The following is a 23,677-nucleotide window of genomic DNA, read 5'->3' on the forward strand; positions in this document are numbered from 1 at the left end:
AACCATGAGCTTCTTCCGAAAGACGATTGCGGCAGCCGCGATCGCCACCGCGTTCAGCGTTCCCGCTTTGGCGGAAACCACCCTCAACGTGCATTATCCGATGCCCGGTTTCTTCAAGGATGTGATGGATGTCATCTCCAAGAAGTTCATGGAAGAAAACCCCGATATCAAGATCAGCTTCGTCAGCCCCTCGGCCACCTATGAGGAAGGCATCCAGACGATCCTGCGGCAGGCGGGTACCGCCGAAATGCCCGATATCACCTTCATCGGCCTCAACCGCCTGCGCATGATTGCCGAGCGCGGCGTCAATGTCGACATGAAACCGCTGATCGCCAAGGAGCCCGACATGGCGGCCCAGGGCTTCAGCGACAACATCCTTCGCCTCGCTCAGGTCGGCGAGCAGCAGGTTGGCCTTGCCTTCGCCACCTCCAACCCGATCATGTACTACAATGCCGACCTGATCCGGCAGGCGGGCGGCAATCCCGACCAGCCGCCAAAGACCTGGGACGAGGTCATCGCCCTCGGTGCCAAGGTCAAGGCGCTCGGCAACGGCAATGAAGGCATCGACTTCCGCTGGCAGGGCGACGACTGGATGTTCTCGGCCCTGCTGTTCGGCGCGGGCGGCACCATGCTTTCCCCGGATGAAAAGAAAGTCGCCTTCAACGGCCCGGAAGGCATCGCTGCCTTCAATCTCGTCAGCCGCCTCGTCAAGGAGGGCGGCATGCCTGTCCTGACCAAGCAGGCGGGTGAACAGGCGTTCGTTGCCGGCAAGGTTGGTCTTTCCTTCCAGACGACCGGCGCGCTGCGCAACACGATCAAGAATGTCGGCACGAAATTCGACCTGCGCACCGGACCGCTGCCGCTGCTCAATCCGGAAAAGGGTCATCTGCCCACAGGCGGCAATGCCGTCGTCATCCTGACCAAGGACGCCGCCAAGCAGCAGGCCGCATGGAAATTCGCCAAATTCGCCGCTGGTCCCTACGGCGCTTCGGTCGTGGTTCCCGGCACCGGCTATGTGCCGAACAATGAACTTGCGGCCAAGTCGCCGGAATATCTTGCGGATTTCTACAAGCAGAACCCGCTGTTCCAGGCCGGGCTCAACCAGATGAACCGCATGATCCCCTGGTACGCCTTCCCCGGCACGAATGGTGTCAAGGTGACCCAGACCATCGTCGACAACCTGTCGCGTGTCGTCGAACAGTCGGCCACACCGCAGGAAGCCTTGAACAACGCCGCCGACGAGGTCCAGAAGCTTCTGCCACGCCGCTGAGGCTGACGCGATCAAGGACAGGCGCCCCGCCAAACCCGCCGGGGCGCCCGTCCGCATCTGTCATATTTGACACCTTGGTATAACGGTTTTGCAATGGTTTGAGGCTATGACCATCAGGGACAACCACCGGCTTGAAATATGTATCCCGGATACGTACTCGCGCCGGATCATCAATCCTTGCTGGACCCATCATCGATGCCACCAACCGAATCCGGCCACAAGACGGAAAAGCGTATTGAGGAACGCAAGCGCACACGCCTGCGCTCAGGAAAGCTTGCAACGCTTGAAGGCCAGTTTCTGACCGAGTGCCACTTTCACAACATTGCCGGCGGCGGCGCCCGCATCCGCACCGTGGGACCCTGCGCCATTCCCAACCGCTTCTGGCTGTTCGACGATCAGTATCGCGGGGCGCTGATGACCGAGATTGTCTGGCACCGGGATGGCGACTACGGCGTGCGCTTCATCGAGGATGCGCATGTGACGCCGCTGAGCGAAGCGGTCCTCAGCGCCCTTGCCGGAAAATACTATTCTCTCTGAATGGCCTATGGCGCCGCTGGCGCCTGCCGCGACAGGCCCTTGGTGTTCTGGTCGCGGATTTCCTTGGCGGTGATGTAGTTGAACTGCTCGATCAGGAGATCGCGCACCAGCGGTTCGGGGAATTTGGCGTTGACCCCGTCGATGACCGATTGCTTGACGCTGGCAAATTCAACCTTCTGCACGTCTTTCACATCGGAAAAGCGGCCGTAGAACTGGCGGAAGATCTCATCATTGATGAATGGCGCAACCGGCACGGTGACCATTGCCTTGACGCGGCTGTCGAGCGTGTAGCCGAGCTGCACCACGATATAGCCTTCCACTGCCCCGTCCAGAATGATCGGGACGCTGAAACTATCGGTCTTGCCGAAATCGAGCACATCCTTGCTCTGCGAGGAAACGGCTGCGGTCGCCGAATTCTGCCACACGGCAAAATACAGCGATCCCAGCGCCACGCCGCAGATCCAGAGGCCGATCAGGACGATACGGATCATGCGCCCTGCCCGTTCCTCAACTGCTGGGCGGTATAGGTGCCGTCGGCTTCCTGCGTTTCCAGCGCATCGCGGATCAGGCCGGTCAGCTCGGTCACGGCCCGCAGATGCAGTTTGATGGCGTCACAATTGCGGTCCAGCTTCTGCTTCAAGGCATCCAGCACCGGCTGCAGCGATTTCAGCGCCGGTACCCCGGCGGTTTTCGCGGCCTTGTTCATCGCCTTGTTGAAATCCCGCAGGCCGCGGCTCTTGTGCGCGTTGATTTCGGCGAGATCGATGGTCTCCCCGTCGAGCAGCAGGTTGGTTTCGCGCTCGACGACCTCTTCAAGGCGCTTGATGGCGAAGAGGACAGGCTCTAGCGCCGGTTCGATCTCGGGTACAAGGGGAGCGTGTTCGATCACGGTGCCGTTCTCTTCATTATCGTTGATTATATCCATATTCATTTCCTCCAATCTTGCCGGCATCAGCCCCGTTTGATCGCGTCAAGAGGTTTCGTCGTCTTCAATTGCTTGTGAATGAGTTGCCGTTCGATCTGGTACAAAATGACATTCGGGTCCGGGCTCTGATCGCCCGGGATTGCAGGCGCGGCGCTCGCCGCCGCGGTCTTCGCCTTGTTGGCGCTTTGCTGTTCCAGCATCCGCGCCACGCCAATGCCGCCGGCATCGGCCATCTGCTTGGCCACAGCCTCTGCCATCATCGATTTCCAGTAATCACCGGCAATGCCCTTGCCGAACACGGCCTGGTTGTCGCCGGTAAACATGGATTCGACAAAGGATTGCAGCATGAATGACTCGAATTTCTTGTAGGCGGGGTTCGGCGCGCCCGGCGCGCTGGTGCTCCCGATGGAAACCGTCGGTGTCCCGGCCTGCTGGATGGACGCGAATGTCTCGCGCGACAGCCGCGTCTGGGCTTCGACGCGCGCCGCGGCAAGGCTGCGCAGCTTCTCGACCGACGCCTGCAGGATTGCCGGATCGGCCGCATTGGCAACATCCAGCACCAGATCGGAAGGTGGATTAATGGCCATCGGTCACTGTCCCATCGTGTTTCATGCTTCGTACCTTAGCGCGCCAAACTTACGGGAGGCTTGTGCCGCCAACGATTGTATGGATGACATATTCCTCGATTTCCTCGGCGGACGCGGCCCGTTCCATCTCCTGTTCCAGCTGGCGCAGGCGGCCGCGCAGGATGTCGATGGTGCGCGATACCGCCAAAAGGTCGCGTTTTTCCCGCACCATCCGCTCGGACAGGCCCGCCTGCTTCGCCTTGTTGGTTTCCAGCCGCTTCATGATGAGATCGGCCGGGACGATCCCCGCGCCATTCTCGAAGCGGTCATTCTGCATCCTGAACAGCGCCGCATTCTCTTCCGTGATGGCACCGAACTGCGCATTCAGCCGCGACAGCTCCATCTCGTGCCGGGCCTTGGCCAGCACCTGCAGTTTGATCATTCCCCGCAGGGATTGGCGTGAACCGGGCTTGATGCTCATGTCAGAAGTTCCGCAGATAGGTGCCGGCCTCGCTGGTGAAGAAGCGCAGGAGATCCGGCATGCTGAAGTAGAGAAGCATCATGCCTCCGGCGAGAACGAAGGGCATGGAGATGAAGTAGACGGGAATGGTCGGCGTCAGCTTGTTGATCAGCCCGACCGCAATATTCACCACGACGGCGAAGACAATGAAGGGCGCGGCGATGCGGATGGTGCTGAAGAAGGCCTTGGACAGCGTATCGGTGAGATTGACCATGGCGGTCGCCGGCTGGAAAACCCCATCCACCGGAATGGCCGAATAGGATGAAAGCAAAGCGCGCAGCACTTCCAGATGCAGGTCCATCACGAAGAACATCAGCAATGCCGACAAGGTGACGATGGTGGCGACGGCCGCCTGCGCTTCCTCCGATTCGATGCCCGCCCCCGGCGCGCCGGAATAGCCCGTCGCCATGGCGATGGTATTGGCCATGAACTGCAGCGCCCAGAAATACATGCGCGCCAGAATGCCGATCAGCGCGCCCACGATGGCTTCGATGACGATGATGCGCATCAGGACGAGCGGCGCGGCATTGGCGGCCGGCGCCATCTGCTTGAACACCAGCGGCACCACCATGAGCGAACAGGCCAGGGCGAGGAAGAGCCGTATCTGCAGCGGAATGCGCGGGCTGGAAATTCCAGGCATCACCAGAAGGCACGAGCCGACGCGGGCGAACACCAGAAAGGCGGCGATCACCATGTCGCTGAGCGCCAGGTTCTGCAGCATGGGTCAGGGCCTCACGAGATCGTGCCGAGCGAACGCACTTCGACGCCACGGGCAATCTCGACATGGGACAGCACGGACAGCGTGGCGAACAGCCGCTCGATGATCATGCGGATATAGGGCCGTGCCTCCGGCGAGGCGACGAGCACGAAGCGCTCGCCCGCGTCCAGATGCTTGCGGATGGCGGTGCTGGCCTCGGTGCCGAACTGTTCGAGCAGGCGCGGGTCGATGTCGAACTCGACGATTTCACCCTTGGCATCGCGCTTCAGGCTCTGGTGGAACACCATGTCCCAGCGGTTGCCGAGGCGCAGCACGCTGAGCACGCCATTGTCCGCCAGATCGCCGCAGATCTGCTGCGACATGCGCATGCGCACATGCTCGACGATCATTTCCGCACGGCGGATATGCGGCGCGACCTCCGCGATGGCTTCCAGGATCAGGTTGAGATTGCGGATCGACACCCGTTCCGACAGCAGCAGTTTGAGCACGGCCTGCAGGCCGGAATAGGACAGGTGCACGGGGCAGATATCGTCGAGCAGCTTGCGGTATTCCGGGCCGAGCCGGTCGAGAAGGGCCCGCATGTCCTTGTAGGACAGGAGCTGCGCCAGGTTGTTGCGGACGATCTCGCTCAGGTGGGTCAGCAGCACAGAGAGATTGTCGACGGTCATGTAGTTGTCGCGCTTGAGGTCGGCGGCAAAGGTTTCCGGCACCGAATAGGCCTTCATGCCGAAGGCGGGCTCGCGCACCTCTTCACCCGGAATTTCCGGAATGGGCCGGTCGCCGGGGATCACCAGGATTTCACCCACCCGCAGCTCCTGCGAGACCACAACCGTGCCGTGGATCTTGATGCGATAGACCTTCGGCGGGATGAGGAAATCATCGGTCACCTTGATCTCGGGAACCACGAAACCGTATTCGGTGGCGAATTTCTTGCGCATCTTGTTGACGCGGTGCGCCAGCTCCAGCTGCGAGGCCATCAGGCGGGTCGACAGCTGCTTACCGAGGCACAGCTCGATCTGTGCGGTTTCCAGCGAAGCGCGGACCGAGTTGCGGTCCTCGTCCTCGGCCTCCTTCTTGCGGGCGTTCTGTTCAGCCACGGCTGCTGCCGCCACCCGGGCGATCTTGCGCGGAACGGCAATGCCGATGGCGACAAGACCAAGGGCGAGAATAAAGAACGGGAATGCCGGCAGTCCCGGCAGGACACCCAAAACGAACAGCAGGAGCGCAGCGACGAACAGGGCCTTGGGATAGGCGCCGAGCTGGCCGAAGACGGCCTTGTCGGTGGAGCCGCGCGTGCCGCCCTTGGACACGAGCAGGCCGGCCGCCAGCGAGACGATCAGCGCCGGAATCTGCGTGACCAGACCGTCGCCGACCGACAGCTTGGTGAAGACGTCGGCCGCCTGGCTGACTTCCATGCCATGGCGGGTGACGCCGATGATGATGCCGCCGAAAATATTGACGGCGGTGATGATGAGGCCGGCAATGGCATCGCCGCGCACGAATTTCGACGCACCGTCCATCGAACCGAAGAACGCGCTCTCCTCTTCCAGCTCGCGGCGGCGGTGCTGCGCTTCCTTTTCGTCGATCAGGCCGGAGGAAAGATCCGCATCGATCGCCATCTGCTTGCCGGGAATGGCATCGAGCGTGAAGCGCGCGCCGACTTCCGCGATGCGCGTGGCGCCCTTGGTGATGACGAGAAAATTGACGATGATCAGGATGGCAAAGACCACGAGACCGATGACGAAATCGCCGCCCATGACGAATTGGGAGAAACCGTGGATCACCTGCCCCGCGGCGGCATAGCCTTCATCGCCATGGGTGAGGATGACGCGGGTTGTCGCGATGTTGAGCGACAGGCGCATCATGGTGGCAATCAGCAGCACCGTCGGAAATGCCGAGAAATCGAGCGGGCGCTGAATCCACAGGGACACCATGAGAATGAGAACCGAGAGCGCAATGGAAAAGGCCAGGCCGATATCGAGCACCATCGGCGAGACGGGCAGAAAGAGCACGGTCAGAATGATGACGATGCCAAGCGCCAAACCGACGTCGCTGCCGGTCAGATAGCCCTTGTCGCCCAGTTTCTTTACGGCAGCCTGTTGCACAGCATTCTCCTATGATCGCTGCAAGCATAGGGAGCGAAGCTTACGCGAAGCCAAAGCGGCCGCGCTGGCCGGTTGCCACGCCCGCTTCTGCGTCTGGCTGTTGAAAGAGGAGAATGACGGGCGGTCCTTGGAACGCGGGTCTTGGGGTATGCTGTATGCGATGCTTGCGATCCAAGGACCACCCGCTCCGGCGGTTTTGAGGTTTTACCCAATGGGCCAGCATTGAGCCAAACCTCCCCGGCCGCTCGAGGTTTTCTTCCCCGTGAAGCCGAAGCGCCGGTCCTTTCCCGACTTTCGAAAGTTTCCGGAAGCATTCCCGCCGGAAAGGACACGAGAAAGATAACTTGGGTTGGGAGAACGTGGATAAGTTGGCGTGGTTTTTATTTGGGTGGAAAAATTACAGTGCGCGGTTCGACAGGCTCAAAAGCCCTTTTCGATCCGCGAATAGGTGAGCAGGGTCAGCGTGTTGATCTGCGAGCCGACAAAGGGAGCCGTCAGCGCCAGCACGGCGAGAATCACGATGATCTTCGGAACGAAGGTCAGCGTGACTTCCTGGATTTGGGTCAGGGCCTGGAACAGGGCGATGATGACACCGGCCAGCATGGCGGCGCCCACGGCCGGGCCAGCGGCGACAATCACCGTCCAGATCGCCTGGTTGACGATGTCGAGCGCATCGGCCTCATTCATAGTCGGCGGCGGGCGGTCAACTGATGACGATGCCGGCGGTGATCGGCAGTTCCGCCCCGCCCTTGAGCTTGGCGATCATGCCGTCGCTGTAAATCTTGACCGATTCCACCACGCCGGTGACCTTGCCGTCGGCGCTGGTGACGGTCCGGCCGATGATCCCGTCCGCCTGCGACAGCGAGGAACTGGCGAGAATCTGGTCGAGCTTCTTGTTCATCAGCGTCGCCTGCTCGACATTGGAGAACTGGGCGAGCTGCGCCACGTACTGGGTGCCGTCCATCGGCTGCGTCGGATCCTGGTTCTTCATCTGCGCCACGAGCAGCTTCAGGAAGGACTGGTAGTCGACGCTTGGTCCGCCGGTCTTGGACGTGTCCGGTGTATTGCCGGTTGATGATCCTACGGGAGGTGTGGTGGTCATGCGATTGCCTCCGGCCGGTTTGGCTGATCCGAATGGGTGGGATGGGTGGTTTCAAGCGTGCCGGAGAGGATTTGCGCCTCCAGCGGATAGAGCAGCCGTATGGCCTTGAGCGCCTCGAACACCCGGTCGTTGCAAACGATCTCGTCGATCAGCTTCAACTCCTTGAGCATCAGCGGATTCTCGAAGGTGGCCAAAAGGTTTGCCAGCATGCGCTTGAAGGTGATGTTGGCTTCGTTCCTGATCAGCGGATTGATCAGCATGATCTGTGCCGCATAATAGAGCTGGCGCAGCGGCGTCGTCGTCTCGTCCGCCTGCAGGACGTGGCTCTCGAGCAGGAACGTCACATCGTTGAGAAACTCAAGGGAAACCTTGCGGTCAGCGCACAGGATAGCGCCGTTGATGTAGACTTTCTCGCCGGCGCGCAGGGTGATTTTCATGGTGCTCAGATCCCGTCCCGGATGGTTCTGGTGATCTCGATGATGCCGTCATAATCGGTCGACCGGCCCTGGCGGATCTCTTCGAGCTCCTTGAGGATATAGATGCCGATCGAGATCAGCGATGCCCGCAACTGCGGCGGCAGGCCGTTTTCCGGGCTGCCGAGATCTTCGATCACGATCACCCACAGGCGCGAGGTGAAATGCACCGCTTCAATGCTCTTGAAGGAATGTCCGTCTTCGTCGCGCGCTTCCTCCAGCATCATGATCGACTGGTCGAACAGCGAGCGCTCGCGCTCTTTGGCGCTGGCTGCGCCGTCGTCCATGATGTCGTTGTATCGGGCCTGGTACATATGTCTTTCCGGTATCGGCACAAACGGGCACGGCCACCGCGCCCGCCATGGCTATTTCAGGTAATTGAGCAGGCTCAGGCTCTGCAGCTTGACAGTCAGGGCGTAGGAAGCCTGGATCTGGTTGGTCAATGCACTCACGCGGTTTGCCGCCTCATAGGGATCGACAGCCTCCAGATCGAGAACGGAGCTGTTGAGCACCTTGAGCTGCACGGTCAGGCGATCCGTCGCATCCTTGGTCCGCGCCTGGGCGTCGCCGAGGAAAGCCTGTGCGCTGGTCAGCGAGGTGACAGCCTGGGTTGTCGTGGAGATCGCCTTGTCCATGACCGCGTCGAAAGCGCCCTGGTTGAGGCCGATATTGCTCAGTTCGGCAACCATGGTGTAGCTCATGGCCATCTGCCGGAACCCGGCATTGTTGGCGCTGACCGAGGTCTCGGCCAGTTCCGTCGGTGCGATCCGGCTTTTGACCAGCGTGTCCGAAGCCGACGACCAGTTGCTCGACCAGGAACCGGCACTGAACTGGGCCGTCATCGTGGTGTCGAGGAAAGTCTTCATCTGGTCGGCGGTGATGTTCTTCACCTGCGGATCCGTCATGGGGAAGCCGAACTGTGTCTGGAAGGCGGTCTGGATGGCTGCACGCGCCGGGTTGCCGGCAGCGTAGTAATCATCCATCGGCTGCACGTCCGTATTCACGCCAGCAAACACGTACTCGCCATTGTAGTTGGTGTTGGCAAGGCCCGTCATGGTCTGCAAACCGCTTTTCGCCTTGTCCAGGGCGACCGAATGACCGTCGGACGAACCGCGCAGCGCGGTCACGGTGCCGAGAAAATCCGTCGCGCCCTTGACGAGATTGCCAAGCGCATTCTGCGATGTCGTCATGCGCTGGCCGATCAGATTGTTCGTTTCGGTCAGAACCGTCAGCCGGTCATATTCCTTGCGCAGGGAAATGGACTGGCCTGTGCGGCTGCCGAGCGCGAGACCCGTGTCGGACACGAATCCGGTGGTCGACTCTTCCTTTGCCTTGATCAGGTCGGCCTGAGCCTTGGCCAGGATGTTCCGGGTCGAATTGGCCAGCATGTAAGATGAAATCGATTGGGTTTTCATCGTTATTTCACCGCGTTCATGAGTTCGTTCAACATGGCGTCCACGGCGGAGAGAATCCGGGCGGATGCCTGATAGGAATGTTCAAGCTGCAGCATGGATTGCATCTCGACATCGATGTTCACGCCCGATGCATTGGAAATTGCATCTTCGGCCCGCGATGCCAGCACGCCATTGTAGGTATTGGTCTCGGTGACGGATTTGCGTTTGGTTTCGAGCGAACTGATCGAGGCGGCGGAATAATCCACAAGGCTCTTCTGGCCGGTGATGCCGGCATTCGCATCATAGCTGCGCGGTGCATTGATGGCACCGATCAGCCCCTGCAGGCGGTTTGAAAAGCCGGCCGATCCAGAGGGGTTCTGCACATAATCCGGATTGGCCGGATTGGTGCCGCCATCACGCAGGAGCGTCGGGCTGCCGCCCTGCGACTGAATATAGGCCGAGGAAACCTTGATGGTGCCGGCGATACCGGGCGATATCGTTCCATCCGCAGGCATGGCCGGCGCACCGGAATAGGTGAAAAGCCCCGGCACATCCGGCAGGGTCGGCGGCGTCTTCTGGTCTTTTTCGGCAAACATGCCGACAAGGCTGCGCGCGATCTCGTCGAGCTGGTTCTGGTAGGCGGGCGCTGTCTGGTCGCGCAGCTGCAAGAGGCCGCTCAGCCGTCCCGTCCCGTAGGGCTGCTGGAATGTATCATGCGACAGCGGCACGCCATCGACATAGACCTGGTTGCCGGTGGTTCCCGCAGCGAATGCGGCCGTGGGCGTAAAGCTGACCTTGCGCGGCGAGCCCTCGAACAGCGTGACACCGGACTCGGCGAAGATCACGACATCATTGTCGCCGCGCACCATCGTGGTGATGCCGATTTCACCGGAAATTTCCTTGAGCAGGCCATCGCGCTGGTCGAGGAAATCCGACACATCGGCGCCCGAACGGGTACCGTTGACGACGCGGTTGTTGATGGTTTCGAACTTGGCCAGCAGCGCGTTCAGATTGCTGACGGAATCCTTGATGTCATTGTCGGCATCCTGCCGCAGCTTCTGGACCTCGCTCGTTCCCTTGTTCAGGGCATTGGCCAGATTGACAGCCTTGGACACCGCCGCCTCGCCGACGGAATTATTGCCTGGCTGCGATGCATAAAGCTGCAGGGAATCGCGCAGATCACCCAGGAGCGCGCTTGGCGAGCCCGACGCATTGTTGGCGGAGTAGATACCGGAAAGCCTGTCGAGGCCGCTCTTCAGCGTCGAGGACGAACCGAACTGGCTGTTTGTCTCGATATATTTGGACAGGAGCGCATCATCGGCTGACCGGCTGACGGACAGATAGGTCGATCCGTTGGGCCCGCTGACGACTGAACCGATGCGGCGCGAGAAATTGGGATCGTTGGCACCGGCAAGATTGCGCGATACCAACGCTGTCTGTTTCGACGTCGTCGTCAGAGCACTCTGAGCGGTAAGGAGCGCCGAGCTTAATGACATGCCTTAGGTCCAATCAACATTTGGGATGCTACCTCTTCAGATTGACCAGCACGTCCATCAAATCCGCGCCGGTCTGGAAGACCTTGGAATTGGCCGTGTAGCTTCTCTGCGCCTCAATCATCTCAGTCAGTTCCTGCGCGATATCAGCGTTCGATTCTTCCAGCGCGCCGGATGTCAGCGTTCCGAAGCTGCCCTTGCCGGGCCGGCCGAACTGCACATCGCCGGATTCGGCGCTGGGCGAAAAGACGTTGCCGGAGAGGACAAGAAGTTTATCGGGGCTGGGAACTTCGGCCAGCGCAATCTGATAGATGGCGCGCTGCGCGCCGTTCTTGTAGCGGGCAACAACCGTACCGTCGGCCGCGATGTCGACATTCTCGATCGGGCTCGGCGTGCTGCCGTCGATCTTTGCCTCGATCGGCGTGTAATCACCCGCCAGCTGCTTGGTGGCCGACATATCGATCTGCAGCAGCTGACCGTTGGGAATCTGCACCGAAAGGGACTTGTCGGCCGACGTCATCTTGCCGGTGACGCCGTCGAAATTGTAGGTTTCGGTGGTCAGGGCCGGCTTTGAATAGGGGAAGCCGCCGCTGGCTGCCGCATCGGCCTTGTTGTAGACGGTGGCCTCCCACGTGGCGTTCTTGGTGATGGGATCCTCACCCGTCTTGGTGAAGTAGACATCGAGCACGACCAGATTGCCGAGATTGTCAAAGCTCTGCAGCGAGGTCTTGGCGGTGTATTTGGCCGTTCCGGCGGTGTTGGCCGCCGCATTGGACGGAAGGTCGGCGGCGGCAACAACCGCCGAACCCGCTGGCAGGTTGGCCGTGAAGGTGCCCTTGCGGCTCGGATCGGCGACAAGATCGTTCTGCTTGACGTTGATCTTCTCAAGCCCCTGATATCCGTTGATGACCGAATTGGTCTGGCCGTTCACGATCGGGTTGCCCATGAGATAATAGCCGGCCGCATTGACCAGATTGCCCTGCGCATCGGGAACAAAGGAGCCGGCGCGGGTCAGATAGGGCGTTCCGGCGCTGTTGCTGACCACGAAGAAGCCGTTGCCCTTGAGGGCAAGGTCCGTTGACGACGTGGTGAAGCGCAGCGAGCCATCGTCGGAAATATGGTGACGCACAACCGTTTCGACGCCGCCGGAATTGTAGGCGCCGCCCGAGCTTGGCAGGACCAGCGAAGCAAACTGTGTGCTGGCGCGCTTGTAACCGGTGGTGCTGGAATTGGCGATGTTGTCGGACACGGTCGACAGGCGGTTGGCCTGGGCGTTCATGCCCGATACACCCGTCCGCATCATTCCATAGAGGCTCATTTCCGTCTCCTTGCGCGATGATTCCGTTGCGGATCGTAACCTGACGATGCTTGCGTGAACCTGACGCCTTGAATGTTTCGAGAACTTAGCAAACACCCCGCCGCCGGCGGAGCGGTACGCGGACTCAATCGAGATTGATGCAGTAACCGAGGAAACGCTTCGAATCGATCGGATCGTGGCCGAGCTGCTCGCGCAGTTTCTTGCGCAGCTTGCTGATATGGCTCTCGACCACGCTTTCCTCGACTTCGCTGTCGAAAATGCCGTAGATCGCGCTGAATATCTGCGCCTTGTTCAGGCGCCGTCCACGGTTGGCGATCAAATATTCCAGGATGCGGCGTTCACGCCGCGGCAGCGAGAACTCGACGCCGTTGACCTGCGGATCGCGTCCGTCGGAAAAGACGCGGATGGGGCCGACCTGCGTGCCCGTATCGCCATTGCCGTAGCGCCGGCGGATCGCATTGATGCGGGCGAGAATTTCGCGCACATGCATCGGCTTGCGCACCACGTCGTCGACACCGGCCTGGAAGAGTTCAAGCGTGTGTTCAAGCGACTGCGTTTCGTTGACTGCAATGACCGGCGCCGAACAGCGCTCACGAATCTTGTGGGGAAACTGGCTGCGGTTCGCACATTCCCCTATCAGAAACGCCTCAACCGCCATAATGTCGCTCTGCTGGACGGTCGAAACCCAGTCACCGAAATCATCGGGAGCGAACCCTGTTGTTGTAATGCCCTCACGGGCGAACCACGCCGAATACCCACTCGTCACCAGACTTCGTTCGTCGACGACTACAATCACGACCCCACCTTCCGAATCAGTAAAAACCCCACACAACACACACCTAGCGGGGTCGATGACTCGCCGACAATCCCCAACTAATTGACCGCAATTAATTGGGAGTCTGAAATGGGGATGATGGAGGGGAAACGGGAGGGAAACGCGATGCGACTCGCATGGCTGAATGTCTACCGGTCACACCTTAACGAAAGATGACCGCGTCAACAAATTCACGTTTTATTACCGATCATTAACACCTTCACTTATCGCAGAACATTCGCGCCTTCTGCGTCCAGTTGCCGAAGCCCGATGCCACCATATTTTCCATGACCCGGCAAACATATTGCTTCTGGGCCGGATTGTTGTTGGGACCCGCGTGGTAGCGGGCCACGGCCATGGTCCAGTTGCCTTCACGTGCGCGCAGCTGTTTGAGAAAGCGCGCGGCGTAATCGACATTGGTTGCAGGATCCAGCATCGCCCCAACGGAGGGGAACGCGCTGGCATGAAAATAGTGATTGATCTGCATGCAGCCGAGATCGATCAGCTTGGCACCCTGGCTATGCGCTTCGTTGAATTTCATCACGGCGGCGGCCGCGGACGGCATGAAAACCGCCTTGCCTTCGATGTTCATGGCATAGGGCTGCAACGAGTCCTTGCGCCCGGTTTCGGTCAGTCCCACCGCATAGAGAATGCCGATCGGTATATCGTATTTGCTCGACGCCCGGTGCATTTCGCGCTCGCAGAGATTGTCGGCGCGCGCGGCCTGCACGGTCAGCAGGCCGCTACACGACCAGACCGCGAGACAGAGTGCGATCAGCCATGGATTTGGCAGTCTTGTCGTCGCTTTCATCGGGTCTGCTGTCTCCAAAATGCTGCTGGCCGGACGAGCGGTCGCCCTGTGTTCCCTGCGAACCGGCATCGGCCTGCCCCCGGCTTCCCGTCTGCTGGTCCTGTCCGGTCGTGGCCTGCTGGCCCGGCTGTGCGCTGGCCGTTGCTGCGCTGCGATCAATCACGGAAATGGTGACGGCGGATGCGTCATCGGCCACACCGGCGCGCTGCAGAGCCTTGCCAAGCGCTTCATGGTCGCGGGCCAGATGCTCGGCTGCCGCCTTGCTCTCCGCCATCAGCTGGATATGCATGCCATCGCCGGTCAGGCGCAGGCGCGCGGTCACGGTGCCAAGCTCGACCGGCTGCAATTGGATCACCAGCGTTCGTGCCGCACTGGTGCTGTTGTCCGAGATGATCTGGACATTCGCGATGGCGGGACGGCTTTGCGGCGCTGCTGGTGCTGTATCGGCAAGGGTTGCCATGGCGGCACGCGGATCGGCGGCGGGGGCCGGCTGGACAACCGGAGCCGGAGTGCTGACGGCGGGCGGCTGCGCCTGTTCGGGAGCCTGTCTTGCGCTGACGCGGGCCTTGGGTGCATCGGTGGAGGCAGTCTCGGCTGGCTGCGGCGAGGTATCGGACTTGTCCGGCTGAGCCCCGGCTGCAGGACTGGCAGCGGTCTTTGCAGCCGGCTTGTCAGCCGCATCAGCAATGGACGCCGCATCCGTGCGCGGCGCAGGCGGGAGCGGTTCGTCCTTGCCATTCGCGCCAGCATCAGGCGCCGTTTCTCCATCGGCCAGCGCATTGGCGTCCACGGCCTGCGCCAGCTTGTTCCCATGCCGCAGCTGACTGCCGCCATCCGGCGGCTGCCGGTCAAGCAGCTGTTCCAGGGCGAGGATCGACTGGCCGAACAGGGCCTGCACCGACGGGCCGGTGCTTGCCTGATCATCGTCCGTTTCAACCTCCGGCTGGTCGTCCATCGCGGCAACGTCATCCGGCGCCATCCCGTCGCCCGCCTCGGCCGGCAGGCGCAGCGGCTTTGCCTCCAGCATGGACCTGAAGTCAACCGCGTCGTCCTTGCCCTTGGCCGTCTTCTTGTCGGGCAGGCGGTTTCCCTTGCCTGTCTCCCCGACAATCGCGTCCTTGAGTGATCTGAGCGGCATATCCGGTCCGATGGTCATTTCCTGGCCTTCCCTAGAAGCGCATCGATTGCGTCGAGCTTCTTGCGTGTTTCATCGATCATCGGATCAACCGCGATTGCCGGCCTCGATGCGCCGGTCCTTGCCTTGGCGTCCGCCGGTGCTGCGCCGGCTTTCACAAGGGACCGCTGCGGTGTTTCCGCGGTGTCGGCAGACGGCTGTTCGAGGATTTTTCCGCCCATCGCTGCCGCTGCTTCCAGCAATTTGACATCGCGCTCATGCAGGCGGTCGCGCGGCAATTCCGAAAGCATTTTCATCGCATCGTCGGTCTTCTCCGTACCGACATTGCTGATCCCGAGATAGAGCCGTGCCTGCGTGTCATCAGCTTTCAGCGATTGCGCCAGGGCTTCGGCTTTTTCCGACATGAAGCGGGCGCGCTGCATGTCGCCGCCGACGATGGCGCCGCGGGCGATGCGCAGGTAAAGCGGCAGCCGTGCACCGGTCCAGGCCAGAGATGCCATCTCCTCGATCTCGTCATTGCTGATCTTGGCCTTCAGCACCATGACCGCATCGACCAGCTGGCGGAAGAAGTCCTCCGAATAGGGTGAAAGGGCAAAGCGCTGCAGATAATTGCGGGCCAGCAGCCTGACCTTGTCCTTGTCGCCCAGATTGGCGGCCATCATCAGGCCGCGCCGCAAAGCCGCCTCTTCCAAGAGGGTTCCCGGCGCCGTCAAGCGGATATAGTCCAGACGCTTCAATGCCGTCGGCACGTCGATGGCGGCAAGCTGCGCTGCCGTCACCAGCGAGATCGAGGCGATCAGTTCGCTCGGCACATCCGGCGGCAGCTCTTCGCTGAAGTTCTCGACGATGCCAAGCGGGTTGCCATCCGCATAGGCGAGCGAACCGGCAATCAGTTTGGGACTGATGCTCTCAAGCTTCGTCGTGGTGAGGATGGTGCGCACGACCTGCGGATTGCCGCCATTGAGGAGATAGATGACAATGGCATAGGCGTTGGCGGGCTTGTGCCAGACATCCGGATTGGCGGCCTGAAGCTGTGCCGCAATGTGCCCCAGCACGCGGTTGAGCATGGGCAGTGCCTCCGGCTTGCCGGAGGCCACCTGATCCTGCAGCATGCGCATGGAGCGCACCAGCAGATAGGGCTCCGGCGACGGCATGTCGGCCTTGGCCGTGCCAAGAGGCAGGCTCACAAGGCCGATCAGCAGCCATCGCAGACGGGAGCCCCACTTCATCTCTTGGCCGTTTTCAGAAAGATGTCGATGCGCCGGTTCTGGGCGGCATAGGGATCGGCAGGCACTTTGGGATCGCGGTCGGCATAGCCTTCCACGCGCAGGATGCGTTTTGAGTCGAGGCCGCCGCGCGTCAGCATGTAATAGGCCATGTGCGCGCGCGCCGACGACAAGCGCCAATTGTCATAGGTCTCGCTCTTGAACGGGCGCGCATCGGTGTGGCCGCTGATGATGACGTCGCCCTTGCGCACGGCAATGATCTTGCCGATCTGCTCGAGAACCTGCACCACCCGCTTGTCGGGCTTGGCCGATCCGATGGCGAACATGCCGTAATCGACCTTGTCGGTCAGCTGGATCATGACCCCCTCATCGGTGGGAACCACCGTAATATCCGGGGCCTTTTCATCGGCGGCAGTGCTGGTCTTCTTCGAAATTTCCGAGGCAAGTTCGCGTGCCGATGCAAGCTGGCCCGCATCCGGCTGCTTGTCGCCCTTTGCCGCGTCAACAGCGACATTTGTTCCGGCGGGCGCACTGGCGGAGGCACCGGCGGGTTGAGCTGCAGTCTTTTCCAGCTTCTGCGCCTGCTGCGCTGCATCGGCCGCCATTGCTCCGGCCGTTTGCGCCTGCGCACCGGCCTTGTCTTCCACGCCCGCAGCCCGCTTTTCCAGCTGCTCCTGCGAGGGCGGCGGCACGGCGGGACTGTCGGTCAGCGGGAAAAGATCGTCCTCCACATGGGTCGACCAGTAATTGGGATTGAACGGATCGCGATAGGCGTCGCCACCCTCCGCCCCGGTGGACGGACCGGCAGTGTTGGACCCGCCGTCGCCCTTGGCGGAACGGTTCTGCAAGACACCGGAATCGGTGGCGATTTCCGCCAGCACCGCATAGGGGTCCTTGAACATCTGGCGTTCTTCGGTCTCCGGCTTCGCCTGCTGTTCCTTTTCGTTGCGGGCACTCTTGGTTTCCGCATCGGTGGAATTGGGCCGTTCGAAGCGAACCTTGCCTTCCTGATTGTCCGTGGCTTCGATGCCTTTCGGCCGCGCCTGCCGGTCCATCAGCTTGACCGGGTTGAAATAGCTGGCAACGGCCGCCTTGGTTTCCTCATTGGCGGCATTGATCAGCCACATGACCAGGAAGAATGCCATCATCGCGGTCATGAAATCCGCATAGGCGATCTTCCACACACCGCCATGGTGCCCGTCTTCGCCATCGTTGCGGCCGCGCCGGACAATGACGATTTCGCGGCGGGTTTCCGGGTCGATATTCATCGGATCGTATCCTTCACCGCGTCAATCAGGTGACCAAGCCGCGTTTCGACAACCACATCATCGAGTTTCATCGACAGTTCCGGCTGTTCCGACCGGGTGAACGTGAAGCGCATGAGATCGATGCCCGGACGGTTGCGCAGGGCATCGATGAGGTGCTGCGGCCCGGAAATATCGATCATCACGCCTTCCAAACCCTGTGTCAGCCGCGCAATTTCCCCGGCAAAACCGGCAACGGCGCGCTCGCGCAGATTCTTTTCAACCAGAGGGGAAAGAACGGTTGCAAGACTGCTCGACAGCCCCGTTGAGATCACCGCCAGCCCCGCTTCCACCTGCTCGTACAGGCGGGTTCCGATCCGATCCATGAAATCCGCTTCCGCCGCGGCCAGCTGTTCCTGGAAATCCCGTTCCAACCGCAGCTTCTCCGCGTCGAACAGCACGGAGGCTTCCGACTGCCCCTCGGCCCGGCCGAGCTCGAAGGTCTCCTTGATCTTCAGCTCGATATCGATGAGGTCGACGACATCGTCGGCAACCGCATCATCCTCCGATATTTCAACCCGTTCACGCGTCGCGGCAGCAAAAACCGTCACCCGGTCATCGGGCACGTGTTTCGGCGTGAAGTCGGTGAGCATGCTGGCAATCGAACGGCCCATATCAAGCTGCCTCATGAACCCATTGCTTCAGGATCGCTGCCACGCGCTCTTCATCCATCTCGATCATCTGCTCAAGCCGGTTCTGCGCGGGAACGCGCATGCGCCGCCGCAGTTCACTCAGGTCGTCATAGGGCAGGCTCTGGTCGGAATTGGCGGCCAGCGCCGGCTGCGGCCGCGATGCGGCGGTGAAATCGGGCACAGTCACGTCGGTGCCGGCAGCCAGCTGCAGCGCATCCTGCGGCTTGGTCATTTCACGCATCAGCGGACGGACGCCGAACCACAGGATGAGACCGACGGCCACGACAAGCGCAGCGGCATTGACGAAGCTGCCGGCCTGGCGGAAAATCGTCTCCGACAGCGGCGTGGCGGCCGGCTGCAACTGATCGCCGGTCGCTTCCATGAAGTTCAGCGCCGTCACGTTGATGACGTCACCGCGCTTCTGGTCAAGGCCTGCCGCGGTTGCCACCAGTTCTGTGATCTTGGCGATCTGCTGCTCGACGAATTTGTCCGGAACAGGGGTAACGCCCGCTGTTGCCAGCAGCCGCGCCTGGTCGATGACGACGGCAATGGACAGGCGCTTGATCTGGTAGCTGTCGCTGACGGTCGAGATCGTCTTGGAATTGACCTCGTAATTGGTCAGCTCTTCGCGCTTGTCGGTTTTTTCCGTCGAGCTGTCGCCATTCTTGCTCTGGATTTCCTCCTGCGGGATGTTCTGTTCCACGCCGGTCGCGTTGTCGCTCTTCGAATTCTTTGAATCGCCGCTCTCGCGCACGACGCGCACCGACCGCTCAACCTTCGATTCCGGATCGAACACGGTCTCGTTGGTCTGGCGCTTGTCGGTGTCGAGCGCCACCTGGACGCTCGTCTGGAAATGGCCGATGCCGAGATAGGGCGCCAGCGCCTTGCGGATATTGTCGTCAACCGAGGCGGAAACATTCTGCTCCAGCGTCGCCGACATGACGGCACCGGCATTCGAGCCGTCGTCCTTGGAGGCCAGGAGCCGTCCATTGGTATCGAGAACGGTGACTTCGGACGCGGTGAGCTGCGGCACGGCGGCCGCGACAAGCTGGCGGATCGACTGCGCCGATTCCATCGAGAACCCGCCCTCGGTGCGGATCACCACGGAAGCGGACGGCGCCTGGTCGCCGCGGCGGAAGCTGCCCTTTTCCGGCAGGACGATATGCACGCGGGCCGCCTTGATGCCGCGGATCGCCTGGATCGTCCGGGAGATTTCGCCTTCCAGCGCCCGTACCCGGGTAATCTCCTGCATGAATGAGGTAAGGCCCAGCGAGCCCATATTGTCGAAGAGTTCATAACCGGCATTGTTGCTGGTCGGCAGTCCCTTTTCGGCCAGATACATGCGGGCCTGGTCCGCCTTGCCGAACGGGACGAGCACCGAGGTGCCGTCGGCCTTTACGTCGAACGGAATGCCGGCTTCGCCGAGAGCCATGCCCATGCGGTTGACGTCATCGCGGCTGAGGCCGACATAGAGCGTCTCATATTGCGGGCGGTTGAGATAAAAGCTGGAGACAAGAATAGTGGCAAACAGGGTGACGCCGACAAGGGCGAGCCCGATGAGCCGCCGCGCGCCAAGCTTCTTCATGGCACCCAGAAACTGCTCCAGAGACTGTCTGATATTCTTTTCCATCAATGCCCACCACGCTTGCGTCGTCCGACCATAGAGGCCGAAGCTTGCGCGAAGTTAGAGCCGGAAAGAAAAAGGCCACGCGCAAGGCGTGGCCCAATTCAGAACCGATCCCGAGGGATCGTCATCCTTAGCGGAACAGCTGCTGGATGGTCTGGTTGCTTGCATTGGCAATCGACAGCGCCTGAACGCCGAGCTGCTGCTGAACCTGCAGAGCCGACAGACGAGCCGATTCCTTGTTCATGTCAGCGTCAACGAGCGTGCCGATACCACGATCAACAGCGTCCGAAAGCGCGCTGATGAACGACTTCTGGCTGTCGATGCGGGTCTTGGCAGCACCGAGCTGCGAAGCGCCGGAAGCCAGGCCCTTGGCAGCAGCTTCGATACCGGTCAGCATGCCGTCAATCGCCGTGTTGTCGACGCCTGCAGCAGAAACGTCGATCGTCAGGATCGAGGTCTGTGTTGTAACAGGTGTGGTTGCCGCGTTGGTTACAGCAAACTGCTTGTCGAGAATACCGGTCTTGGTTGCAGCAGTGCCGCCCGTGTCGATAAGACGGGTGTTTGCCAGAGCAACGTCGATCGAACCGGTCGTTACCTTGCCGGTCGAATCACGGCTGTAGGAAGCGATCGTGCTGAAGTTTGCCGTTGCAGGAGCGGCGTCAACAGCCTGGTCGGTGGTCAGCAGGTTGGAACCGGCATAGGAAGCGCCTGCGTTTTCCTTCAGGGCACCGATAGCCGAGTTGATCAGCAGCTGGTTCTTGGCGCGGTCTTCAGCGCTGGCGTTCTTGGAAGCCAGAACCAGGTTCTTGATGGTGTTTACCGAATCAATGGCCTTGTTCATTGCGGAATAGGCGGTATCGATCTTGGAGCTGCCGAGACCGAGAGCGTCCTGGATAACCGAGTTGGCACCGTTGTCCGAACGCATTGTTGTGGCGATCGACCAGTAAGCGGCGTTGTCGGAAGCTTCGGAGATCTTCAGGCCCGTTGCAATGCGGTTCTGAGTGGTGGCAAGATTTTTGCCGGTTGCAGTCAGTGTCTGGAGCGCGGTCATTGCTGACGCGTTGGTAAGAATGCTGGCCATGAAAAAAGCCCCTATAAAAGATACATGTGATGGGGACATGTCGGATCGGAACCGACCTAACAGAGCGGCATGATGCCTGTAACCGAAGCGGTCACCTGTTATGCCGAGCAGGAGTACGCCAGAATTGTTACCGTTTCAATAATGGGCAGGATTAATTTTTGTCATGGTTACGAAAACGACCGGATCAGACTGCCGACCAGAATGTTCCAGCCGTCGATCAGCACGAAGAACAGAATCTTGAACGGCAGCGACAACACCGTCGGCGGCAGCATCATCATGCCCATCGACATGGTGAGCGTCGCAACGATCAGGTCGATGACGAGAAACGGCAGGACGATGAGAAAGCCGATCTCGAAACCGCGGCGCAGTTCGGAAATCATGAAGGCGGGCACGAGAATGCGCATATCCACGGCCTCATTGGCCTTGGTGCGGAAGGATTCGTCCGCCAGATCCTCGAACAGCCGCAAATCCTTGTCGCGCACCTGCCGCAGCATGAATTCACGGAACGGCGACGTGATCTCGCGGATCGCGACATCCTGGGTGATCTGGTTGTTGACCAGCGGCTGCACGCCGTTCTGCCACGCCCGGTCAAACACCGGCGCCATGACATAAAAGGTCATGAACAGCGCAAGGCTGATCATCACGAGGTTGGCCGGTGTCGTCTGCAGGCCGAGGCCGGAGCGCAGCATGGAAAAGGCAATGGCAAAACGGGTGAAACTCGTTGCCATGATCAGGATGCCCGGCGCGATGGACAGCACCGTCAGCACCGCCAGCATCTGCATGATCTGGCCGCTGGTCGACGCGCTGCCCTGCGGGATCAGGCCATCGAGCAGCGACGGCGTCTGGGCCATGGCGGTGCCGCCGAGCACGAGCAGCAGCAGGGGTGTCAGCAGACGCCGTTTCATTCCATCACCAATGCCCAGATGTACACTTTCTCGATCTTGCCTTCGGAGCGCATGCGCGCCCTCTCCTGCAGATCCATGCGCAGATATTCCAGCCCCGCTGCCCCGCGCAGCTGCATCAGATTGACGGTGCGCAGGAAGGCCATGAAATCGCCGGCAACGGTTGCCGCCAGTTCGTCGGATATTTTCTCGCCGGGCTTGGCCACGACGCCCGCCTCCAGCCTGATCCAGACGTCCTGCGGGATTTTGACGTTGGTCAGGATCGGCTTGAGCGCCACGACATTGCCGGATGGCACGTCGGCACCGGCAGGACGCGTCTTCTCGCCGGTTCCCGCGGCCTGACCGGCCGGGACATTCAGGCCGAGCTGTGTTCCGAGAAACCAGCCACCGGCCGCCGCAATCAGGGTGAGAACCGCCACCGCAGCAATGATCGCCACGCTGGACGGTGCTTTCGGTGCGGGTGTCGTATCGTCGGCGAGCGTGCTCATGTCGGTCAGATCGGCGATACTTGATCGAGGATCTGCTGACCCCATGCCGGCTGCTGCGTCTCGCTCTGGCGCCCGCGGCCGCCATAGGAAATGCGCGCTTCGGCGATCTTCTCGTAGGAAATGACATTGTCGCCGGAAATATCACGCGGGCGGACAACGCCAGCGACGTTCAGCACCCGCAACTCGTAATTGACGCGCACTTCCTGCGAACCGCGGATCACCAGATTGCCGTTGGGCAGGATATTGGTGACGATGGCCGCAACCCTCAGCACGATTTTCTCCGATCGCTCGATCTTGCCCTCGCCCTTGGTGCGGCTATCGGATTTCAGATCGAGATTGCCGCCGATATTGCCAGCAGAGAAGCCGCTGCCGCTGATATCCGCCTTGCCGCCGACATCGGATGAGGCGACGCGCGAACGGCTGTTCTTGTTGTCGAACGTCGCTTTTTCGTCGATCAGAATGTTGACGGTCAAAACATCGCCCGGATTGGTCGCACGCGGATCGCGGAAGAACCCGGCGGCGCGGTCCTGCCACAGCGAATAGCGTTTCGGCTGCGGCTGGGTCGGATAGTAGGACGGATCGGAAACGCTGAAGCTCTGCCCGACGCCCGCGCCCACCGGCGACATCTGCGGCGTGCGGTTCAGATCGCGGAAATTGTCGGCGCATCCCGAAAGGGCAACGGCACTGGCGATGGCAAGCAGGGATGCCGCTTTTTTCATTGCGCGGTTCTTTCTTTCTTTGTGACCACGCGGGATCCGACAATCACGCGGGCAAGGCGCGAGGATTTTTCCGCGGGCATTTCATTCAGGATAACGCTGGAAACACGGGGATTGAGCTTCAGCAGCAGCGCGGCGGCGGGCTCGTCGCCCATCAGCGCCATCTGCGCTGCAGCTGCATCCGGCCGCATCTTGGAAATGATGCCCACGAGCGAATCCTCAGCCTTGTCGACGAATTCGTCGCGCCGTTTCAGCCAGACTTCATATTCCTTGCGCTTGGCTTCCAGTTCCTGGATGCGGCTGTCGATATCGGCCCGCAACTGCTCCAGCTCGCGGGTTTGCATGGCATAGCGGGCATCGGCGGCCTTGTCGGTGATGTTGGTGCAATAACGGCCGATTTCCTGCCCGGTTTCATCCTTGGGAGCCGCATCCTGCGCCATCGAAGCGGATGGCAGCAAGCATATCGCCAGCAGGAATAGAGCAGCCTTGCAGGACGCCGTCATGTTCCGTCCCATGGTCA

Annotated in this window: 27 protein-coding genes; 2 read left to right on the plus strand and 25 right to left on the minus strand. The window is 60.8% G+C overall.

Annotated features, from left to right (window positions below; genetic code table 11):
- Nucleotides 1–4 precede the first annotated feature (4 nt).
- Both ACTJJ7_RS10800 and ACTJJ7_RS10805 read left to right on the plus strand, forming a co-directional pair.
- The gene (locus tag ACTJJ7_RS10800; RefSeq protein ID WP_130272247.1) at nt 5–1,270 is read left to right on the plus strand and encodes an ABC transporter substrate-binding protein; all 1,266 of its coding nucleotides are present in this window, start codon (nt 5–7) and stop codon (nt 1,268–1,270) included.
- Nucleotides 1,271–1,465: 195 nt separating this feature from the next.
- Nucleotides 1,466–1,807, plus strand: a complete 342-nt coding sequence (locus tag ACTJJ7_RS10805; RefSeq protein ID WP_130272248.1) for a PilZ domain-containing protein — start codon at nt 1,466–1,468, stop codon at nt 1,805–1,807.
- Nucleotides 1,808–1,812: 5 nt separating this feature from the next.
- Here ACTJJ7_RS10805 and ACTJJ7_RS10810 read toward each other — a convergent pair whose 3' ends face one another.
- The 25 genes from ACTJJ7_RS10810 to ACTJJ7_RS10930 form a co-directional block, all read right to left on the minus strand.
- Entirely contained in the window at nt 1,813–2,298 is a 486-nt protein-coding gene (locus ACTJJ7_RS10810; RefSeq protein WP_440967049.1) for a hypothetical protein, read from the minus strand.
- Nucleotides 2,295–2,732 carry a flagellar protein FlgN gene (locus ACTJJ7_RS10815; RefSeq protein ID WP_342588469.1) on the minus strand — a complete coding sequence of 146 codons (438 nt, stop codon included), beginning with the start codon at nt 2,730–2,732 and terminating at the stop codon, nt 2,295–2,297. Before ACTJJ7_RS10815 ends, ACTJJ7_RS10810 begins: the two co-directional genes overlap by 4 nt.
- Before the next feature lie 26 nt (nt 2,733–2,758).
- A complete protein-coding gene (locus ACTJJ7_RS10820) occupies nt 2,759–3,319 on the minus strand; it encodes a rod-binding protein (protein ID WP_440967051.1) in 561 nt (186 codons plus the stop codon).
- 49 nt (nt 3,320–3,368) lie between these two features.
- Nucleotides 3,369–3,779: a hypothetical protein gene (locus tag ACTJJ7_RS10825; protein ID WP_105735185.1), complete on the minus strand. Its 411-nt coding sequence runs from the start codon at nt 3,777–3,779 to the stop codon at nt 3,369–3,371.
- A 1-nt stretch (nt 3,780) separates the two neighbouring features.
- Entirely contained in the window at nt 3,781–4,539 is a 759-nt protein-coding gene (gene fliR / locus ACTJJ7_RS10830) for a flagellar biosynthetic protein FliR (protein WP_440967053.1), read from the minus strand.
- 11 nt (nt 4,540–4,550) lie between these two features.
- Nucleotides 4,551–6,641 carry a flagellar biosynthesis protein FlhA gene (gene flhA / locus ACTJJ7_RS10835; protein ID WP_105735187.1) on the minus strand — a complete coding sequence of 697 codons (2,091 nt, stop codon included), beginning with the start codon at nt 6,639–6,641 and terminating at the stop codon, nt 4,551–4,553.
- 420 nt (nt 6,642–7,061) lie between these two features.
- Entirely contained in the window at nt 7,062–7,328 is a 267-nt protein-coding gene (locus ACTJJ7_RS10840; RefSeq protein ID WP_105735188.1) for a flagellar biosynthetic protein FliQ, read from the minus strand.
- A 16-nt stretch (nt 7,329–7,344) separates the two neighbouring features.
- On the minus strand, nt 7,345–7,743 hold the full coding sequence (gene flgD, locus ACTJJ7_RS10845) for a flagellar hook assembly protein FlgD (protein ID WP_105735189.1): 399 nt from the start codon (nt 7,741–7,743) through the stop codon (nt 7,345–7,347).
- Nucleotides 7,740–8,180, minus strand: a complete 441-nt coding sequence (gene flbT / locus ACTJJ7_RS10850; RefSeq protein WP_105735190.1) for a flagellar biosynthesis repressor FlbT — start codon at nt 8,178–8,180, stop codon at nt 7,740–7,742. The genes flgD and flbT overlap by 4 nt, the downstream gene beginning before the upstream one ends.
- A 5-nt stretch (nt 8,181–8,185) precedes the next feature.
- The gene (flaF, locus tag ACTJJ7_RS10855) at nt 8,186–8,530 is read right to left on the minus strand and encodes a flagellar biosynthesis regulator FlaF (protein WP_105735191.1); all 345 of its coding nucleotides are present in this window, start codon (nt 8,528–8,530) and stop codon (nt 8,186–8,188) included.
- Between the two features lie 51 nt (nt 8,531–8,581).
- Complete coding sequence (locus ACTJJ7_RS10860) at nt 8,582–9,631, minus strand: flagellar hook-associated family protein (protein ID WP_440967057.1); 1,050 nt, start codon at nt 9,629–9,631, stop codon at nt 8,582–8,584.
- Between the two features lie 2 nt (nt 9,632–9,633).
- Nucleotides 9,634–11,106, minus strand: a complete 1,473-nt coding sequence (flgK, locus tag ACTJJ7_RS10865) for a flagellar hook-associated protein FlgK (protein WP_130272251.1) — start codon at nt 11,104–11,106, stop codon at nt 9,634–9,636.
- A 28-nt stretch (nt 11,107–11,134) separates the two neighbouring features.
- A complete protein-coding gene (locus tag ACTJJ7_RS10870; protein ID WP_105735194.1) occupies nt 11,135–12,421 on the minus strand; it encodes a flagellar hook protein FlgE in 1,287 nt (428 codons plus the stop codon).
- A gap of 124 nt (nt 12,422–12,545) precedes the next feature.
- Complete coding sequence (gene ftcR / locus ACTJJ7_RS10875) at nt 12,546–13,217, minus strand: flagellar transcriptional regulator FtcR (RefSeq protein ID WP_105735195.1); 672 nt, start codon at nt 13,215–13,217, stop codon at nt 12,546–12,548.
- Between the two features lie 238 nt (nt 13,218–13,455).
- Complete coding sequence (locus ACTJJ7_RS10880; RefSeq protein WP_440967135.1) at nt 13,456–13,926, minus strand: transglycosylase SLT domain-containing protein; 471 nt, start codon at nt 13,924–13,926, stop codon at nt 13,456–13,458.
- 52 nt (nt 13,927–13,978) lie between these two features.
- Nucleotides 13,979–15,202: a flagellar hook-length control protein FliK gene (gene fliK, locus ACTJJ7_RS10885; protein WP_440967059.1), complete on the minus strand. Its 1,224-nt coding sequence runs from the start codon at nt 15,200–15,202 to the stop codon at nt 13,979–13,981.
- On the minus strand, nt 15,199–16,410 hold the full coding sequence (locus ACTJJ7_RS10890) for a chemotaxis protein (RefSeq protein WP_440967061.1): 1,212 nt from the start codon (nt 16,408–16,410) through the stop codon (nt 15,199–15,201). Before ACTJJ7_RS10890 ends, fliK begins: the two co-directional genes overlap by 4 nt.
- Complete coding sequence (locus ACTJJ7_RS10895) at nt 16,407–17,675, minus strand: MotB family protein (RefSeq protein ID WP_440967063.1); 1,269 nt, start codon at nt 17,673–17,675, stop codon at nt 16,407–16,409. The genes ACTJJ7_RS10890 and ACTJJ7_RS10895 overlap by 4 nt, the downstream gene beginning before the upstream one ends.
- Entirely contained in the window at nt 17,672–18,340 is a 669-nt protein-coding gene (locus ACTJJ7_RS10900) for a hypothetical protein (protein WP_440967064.1), read from the minus strand. Before ACTJJ7_RS10900 ends, ACTJJ7_RS10895 begins: the two co-directional genes overlap by 4 nt.
- Nucleotides 18,327–19,973: a flagellar basal-body MS-ring/collar protein FliF gene (fliF, locus tag ACTJJ7_RS10905; protein WP_440967066.1), complete on the minus strand. Its 1,647-nt coding sequence runs from the start codon at nt 19,971–19,973 to the stop codon at nt 18,327–18,329. The genes ACTJJ7_RS10900 and fliF overlap by 14 nt, the downstream gene beginning before the upstream one ends.
- Nucleotides 19,974–20,100: 127 nt before the next feature.
- Complete coding sequence (locus ACTJJ7_RS10910) at nt 20,101–21,051, minus strand: flagellin N-terminal helical domain-containing protein (RefSeq protein WP_440967068.1); 951 nt, start codon at nt 21,049–21,051, stop codon at nt 20,101–20,103.
- Between the two features lie 167 nt (nt 21,052–21,218).
- Nucleotides 21,219–21,956, minus strand: coding sequence for a flagellar type III secretion system pore protein FliP (gene fliP, locus ACTJJ7_RS10915; RefSeq protein WP_105735203.1), 738 nt, complete (start codon nt 21,954–21,956; stop codon nt 21,219–21,221).
- Entirely contained in the window at nt 21,953–22,486 is a 534-nt protein-coding gene (locus tag ACTJJ7_RS10920; protein ID WP_425374729.1) for a flagellar basal body-associated FliL family protein, read from the minus strand. Before ACTJJ7_RS10920 ends, fliP begins: the two co-directional genes overlap by 4 nt.
- Nucleotides 22,447–23,160, minus strand: coding sequence for a flagellar basal body L-ring protein FlgH (gene flgH / locus ACTJJ7_RS10925; protein ID WP_105735205.1), 714 nt, complete (start codon nt 23,158–23,160; stop codon nt 22,447–22,449). The genes ACTJJ7_RS10920 and flgH overlap by 40 nt, the downstream gene beginning before the upstream one ends.
- Nucleotides 23,157–23,660, minus strand: coding sequence for a MotE family protein (locus ACTJJ7_RS10930; RefSeq protein ID WP_440967137.1), 504 nt, complete (start codon nt 23,658–23,660; stop codon nt 23,157–23,159). The genes flgH and ACTJJ7_RS10930 overlap by 4 nt, the downstream gene beginning before the upstream one ends.
- Nucleotides 23,661–23,677: the final 17 nt, after the last annotated feature.

It is taken from the genome of Phyllobacterium sp. 22229 (assembly GCF_052056495.1).
GTDB lineage: Bacteria > Pseudomonadota > Alphaproteobacteria > Rhizobiales > Rhizobiaceae > Phyllobacterium > Phyllobacterium myrsinacearum.

Excerpts from the sequence above, each read along its gene's own strand:
- ACTJJ7_RS10800 (WP_130272247.1), top strand. The coding sequence starts at position 5 with ATGAGCTTCTTCCGAAAGACGATTGCGGCAGCCGCGATCGCCACCGCG.
- ACTJJ7_RS10805 (WP_130272248.1), top strand. The coding sequence starts at position 1,466 with ATGCCACCAACCGAATCCGGCCACAAGACGGAAAAGCGTATTGAGGAA.
- ACTJJ7_RS10810 (WP_440967049.1), bottom strand. The coding sequence starts at position 2,298 with ATGATCCGTATCGTCCTGATCGGCCTCTGGATCTGCGGCGTGGCGCTG.
- ACTJJ7_RS10815 (WP_342588469.1), bottom strand. The coding sequence starts at position 2,732 with ATGGATATAATCAACGATAATGAAGAGAACGGCACCGTGATCGAACAC.
- ACTJJ7_RS10820 (WP_440967051.1), bottom strand. The coding sequence starts at position 3,319 with ATGGCCATTAATCCACCTTCCGATCTGGTGCTGGATGTTGCCAATGCG.
- ACTJJ7_RS10825 (WP_105735185.1), bottom strand. The coding sequence starts at position 3,779 with ATGAGCATCAAGCCCGGTTCACGCCAATCCCTGCGGGGAATGATCAAA.
- fliR (WP_440967053.1), bottom strand. The coding sequence starts at position 4,539 with ATGCTGCAGAACCTGGCGCTCAGCGACATGGTGATCGCCGCCTTTCTG.
- ACTJJ7_RS10840 (WP_105735188.1), bottom strand. The coding sequence starts at position 7,328 with ATGAATGAGGCCGATGCGCTCGACATCGTCAACCAGGCGATCTGGACG.
- flgD (WP_105735189.1), bottom strand. The coding sequence starts at position 7,743 with ATGACCACCACACCTCCCGTAGGATCATCAACCGGCAATACACCGGAC.
- flbT (WP_105735190.1), bottom strand. The coding sequence starts at position 8,180 with ATGAAAATCACCCTGCGCGCCGGCGAGAAAGTCTACATCAACGGCGCT.
- flaF (WP_105735191.1), bottom strand. The coding sequence starts at position 8,530 with ATGTACCAGGCCCGATACAACGACATCATGGACGACGGCGCAGCCAGC.
- ACTJJ7_RS10860 (WP_440967057.1), bottom strand. The coding sequence starts at position 9,631 with ATGAAAACCCAATCGATTTCATCTTACATGCTGGCCAATTCGACCCGG.
- flgK (WP_130272251.1), bottom strand. The coding sequence starts at position 11,106 with ATGTCATTAAGCTCGGCGCTCCTTACCGCTCAGAGTGCTCTGACGACG.
- ACTJJ7_RS10870 (WP_105735194.1), bottom strand. The coding sequence starts at position 12,421 with ATGAGCCTCTATGGAATGATGCGGACGGGTGTATCGGGCATGAACGCC.
- ACTJJ7_RS10880 (WP_440967135.1), bottom strand. The coding sequence starts at position 13,926 with ATGCACCGGGCGTCGAGCAAATACGATATACCGATCGGCATTCTCTAT.
- fliK (WP_440967059.1), bottom strand. The coding sequence starts at position 15,202 with ATGACCATCGGACCGGATATGCCGCTCAGATCACTCAAGGACGCGATT.
- ACTJJ7_RS10890 (WP_440967061.1), bottom strand. The coding sequence starts at position 16,410 with ATGAAGTGGGGCTCCCGTCTGCGATGGCTGCTGATCGGCCTTGTGAGC.
- ACTJJ7_RS10895 (WP_440967063.1), bottom strand. The coding sequence starts at position 17,675 with ATGAATATCGACCCGGAAACCCGCCGCGAAATCGTCATTGTCCGGCGC.
- ACTJJ7_RS10900 (WP_440967064.1), bottom strand. The coding sequence starts at position 18,340 with ATGAGGCAGCTTGATATGGGCCGTTCGATTGCCAGCATGCTCACCGAC.
- fliF (WP_440967066.1), bottom strand. The coding sequence starts at position 19,973 with ATGGAAAAGAATATCAGACAGTCTCTGGAGCAGTTTCTGGGTGCCATG.
- ACTJJ7_RS10910 (WP_440967068.1), bottom strand. The coding sequence starts at position 21,051 with ATGGCCAGCATTCTTACCAACGCGTCAGCAATGACCGCGCTCCAGACA.
- fliP (WP_105735203.1), bottom strand. The coding sequence starts at position 21,956 with ATGAAACGGCGTCTGCTGACACCCCTGCTGCTGCTCGTGCTCGGCGGC.
- ACTJJ7_RS10920 (WP_425374729.1), bottom strand. The coding sequence starts at position 22,486 with ATGGGGTCAGCAGATCCTCGATCAAGTATCGCCGATCTGACCGACATG.
- flgH (WP_105735205.1), bottom strand. The coding sequence starts at position 23,160 with ATGAAAAAAGCGGCATCCCTGCTTGCCATCGCCAGTGCCGTTGCCCTT.
- ACTJJ7_RS10930 (WP_440967137.1), bottom strand. The coding sequence starts at position 23,660 with ATGACGGCGTCCTGCAAGGCTGCTCTATTCCTGCTGGCGATATGCTTG.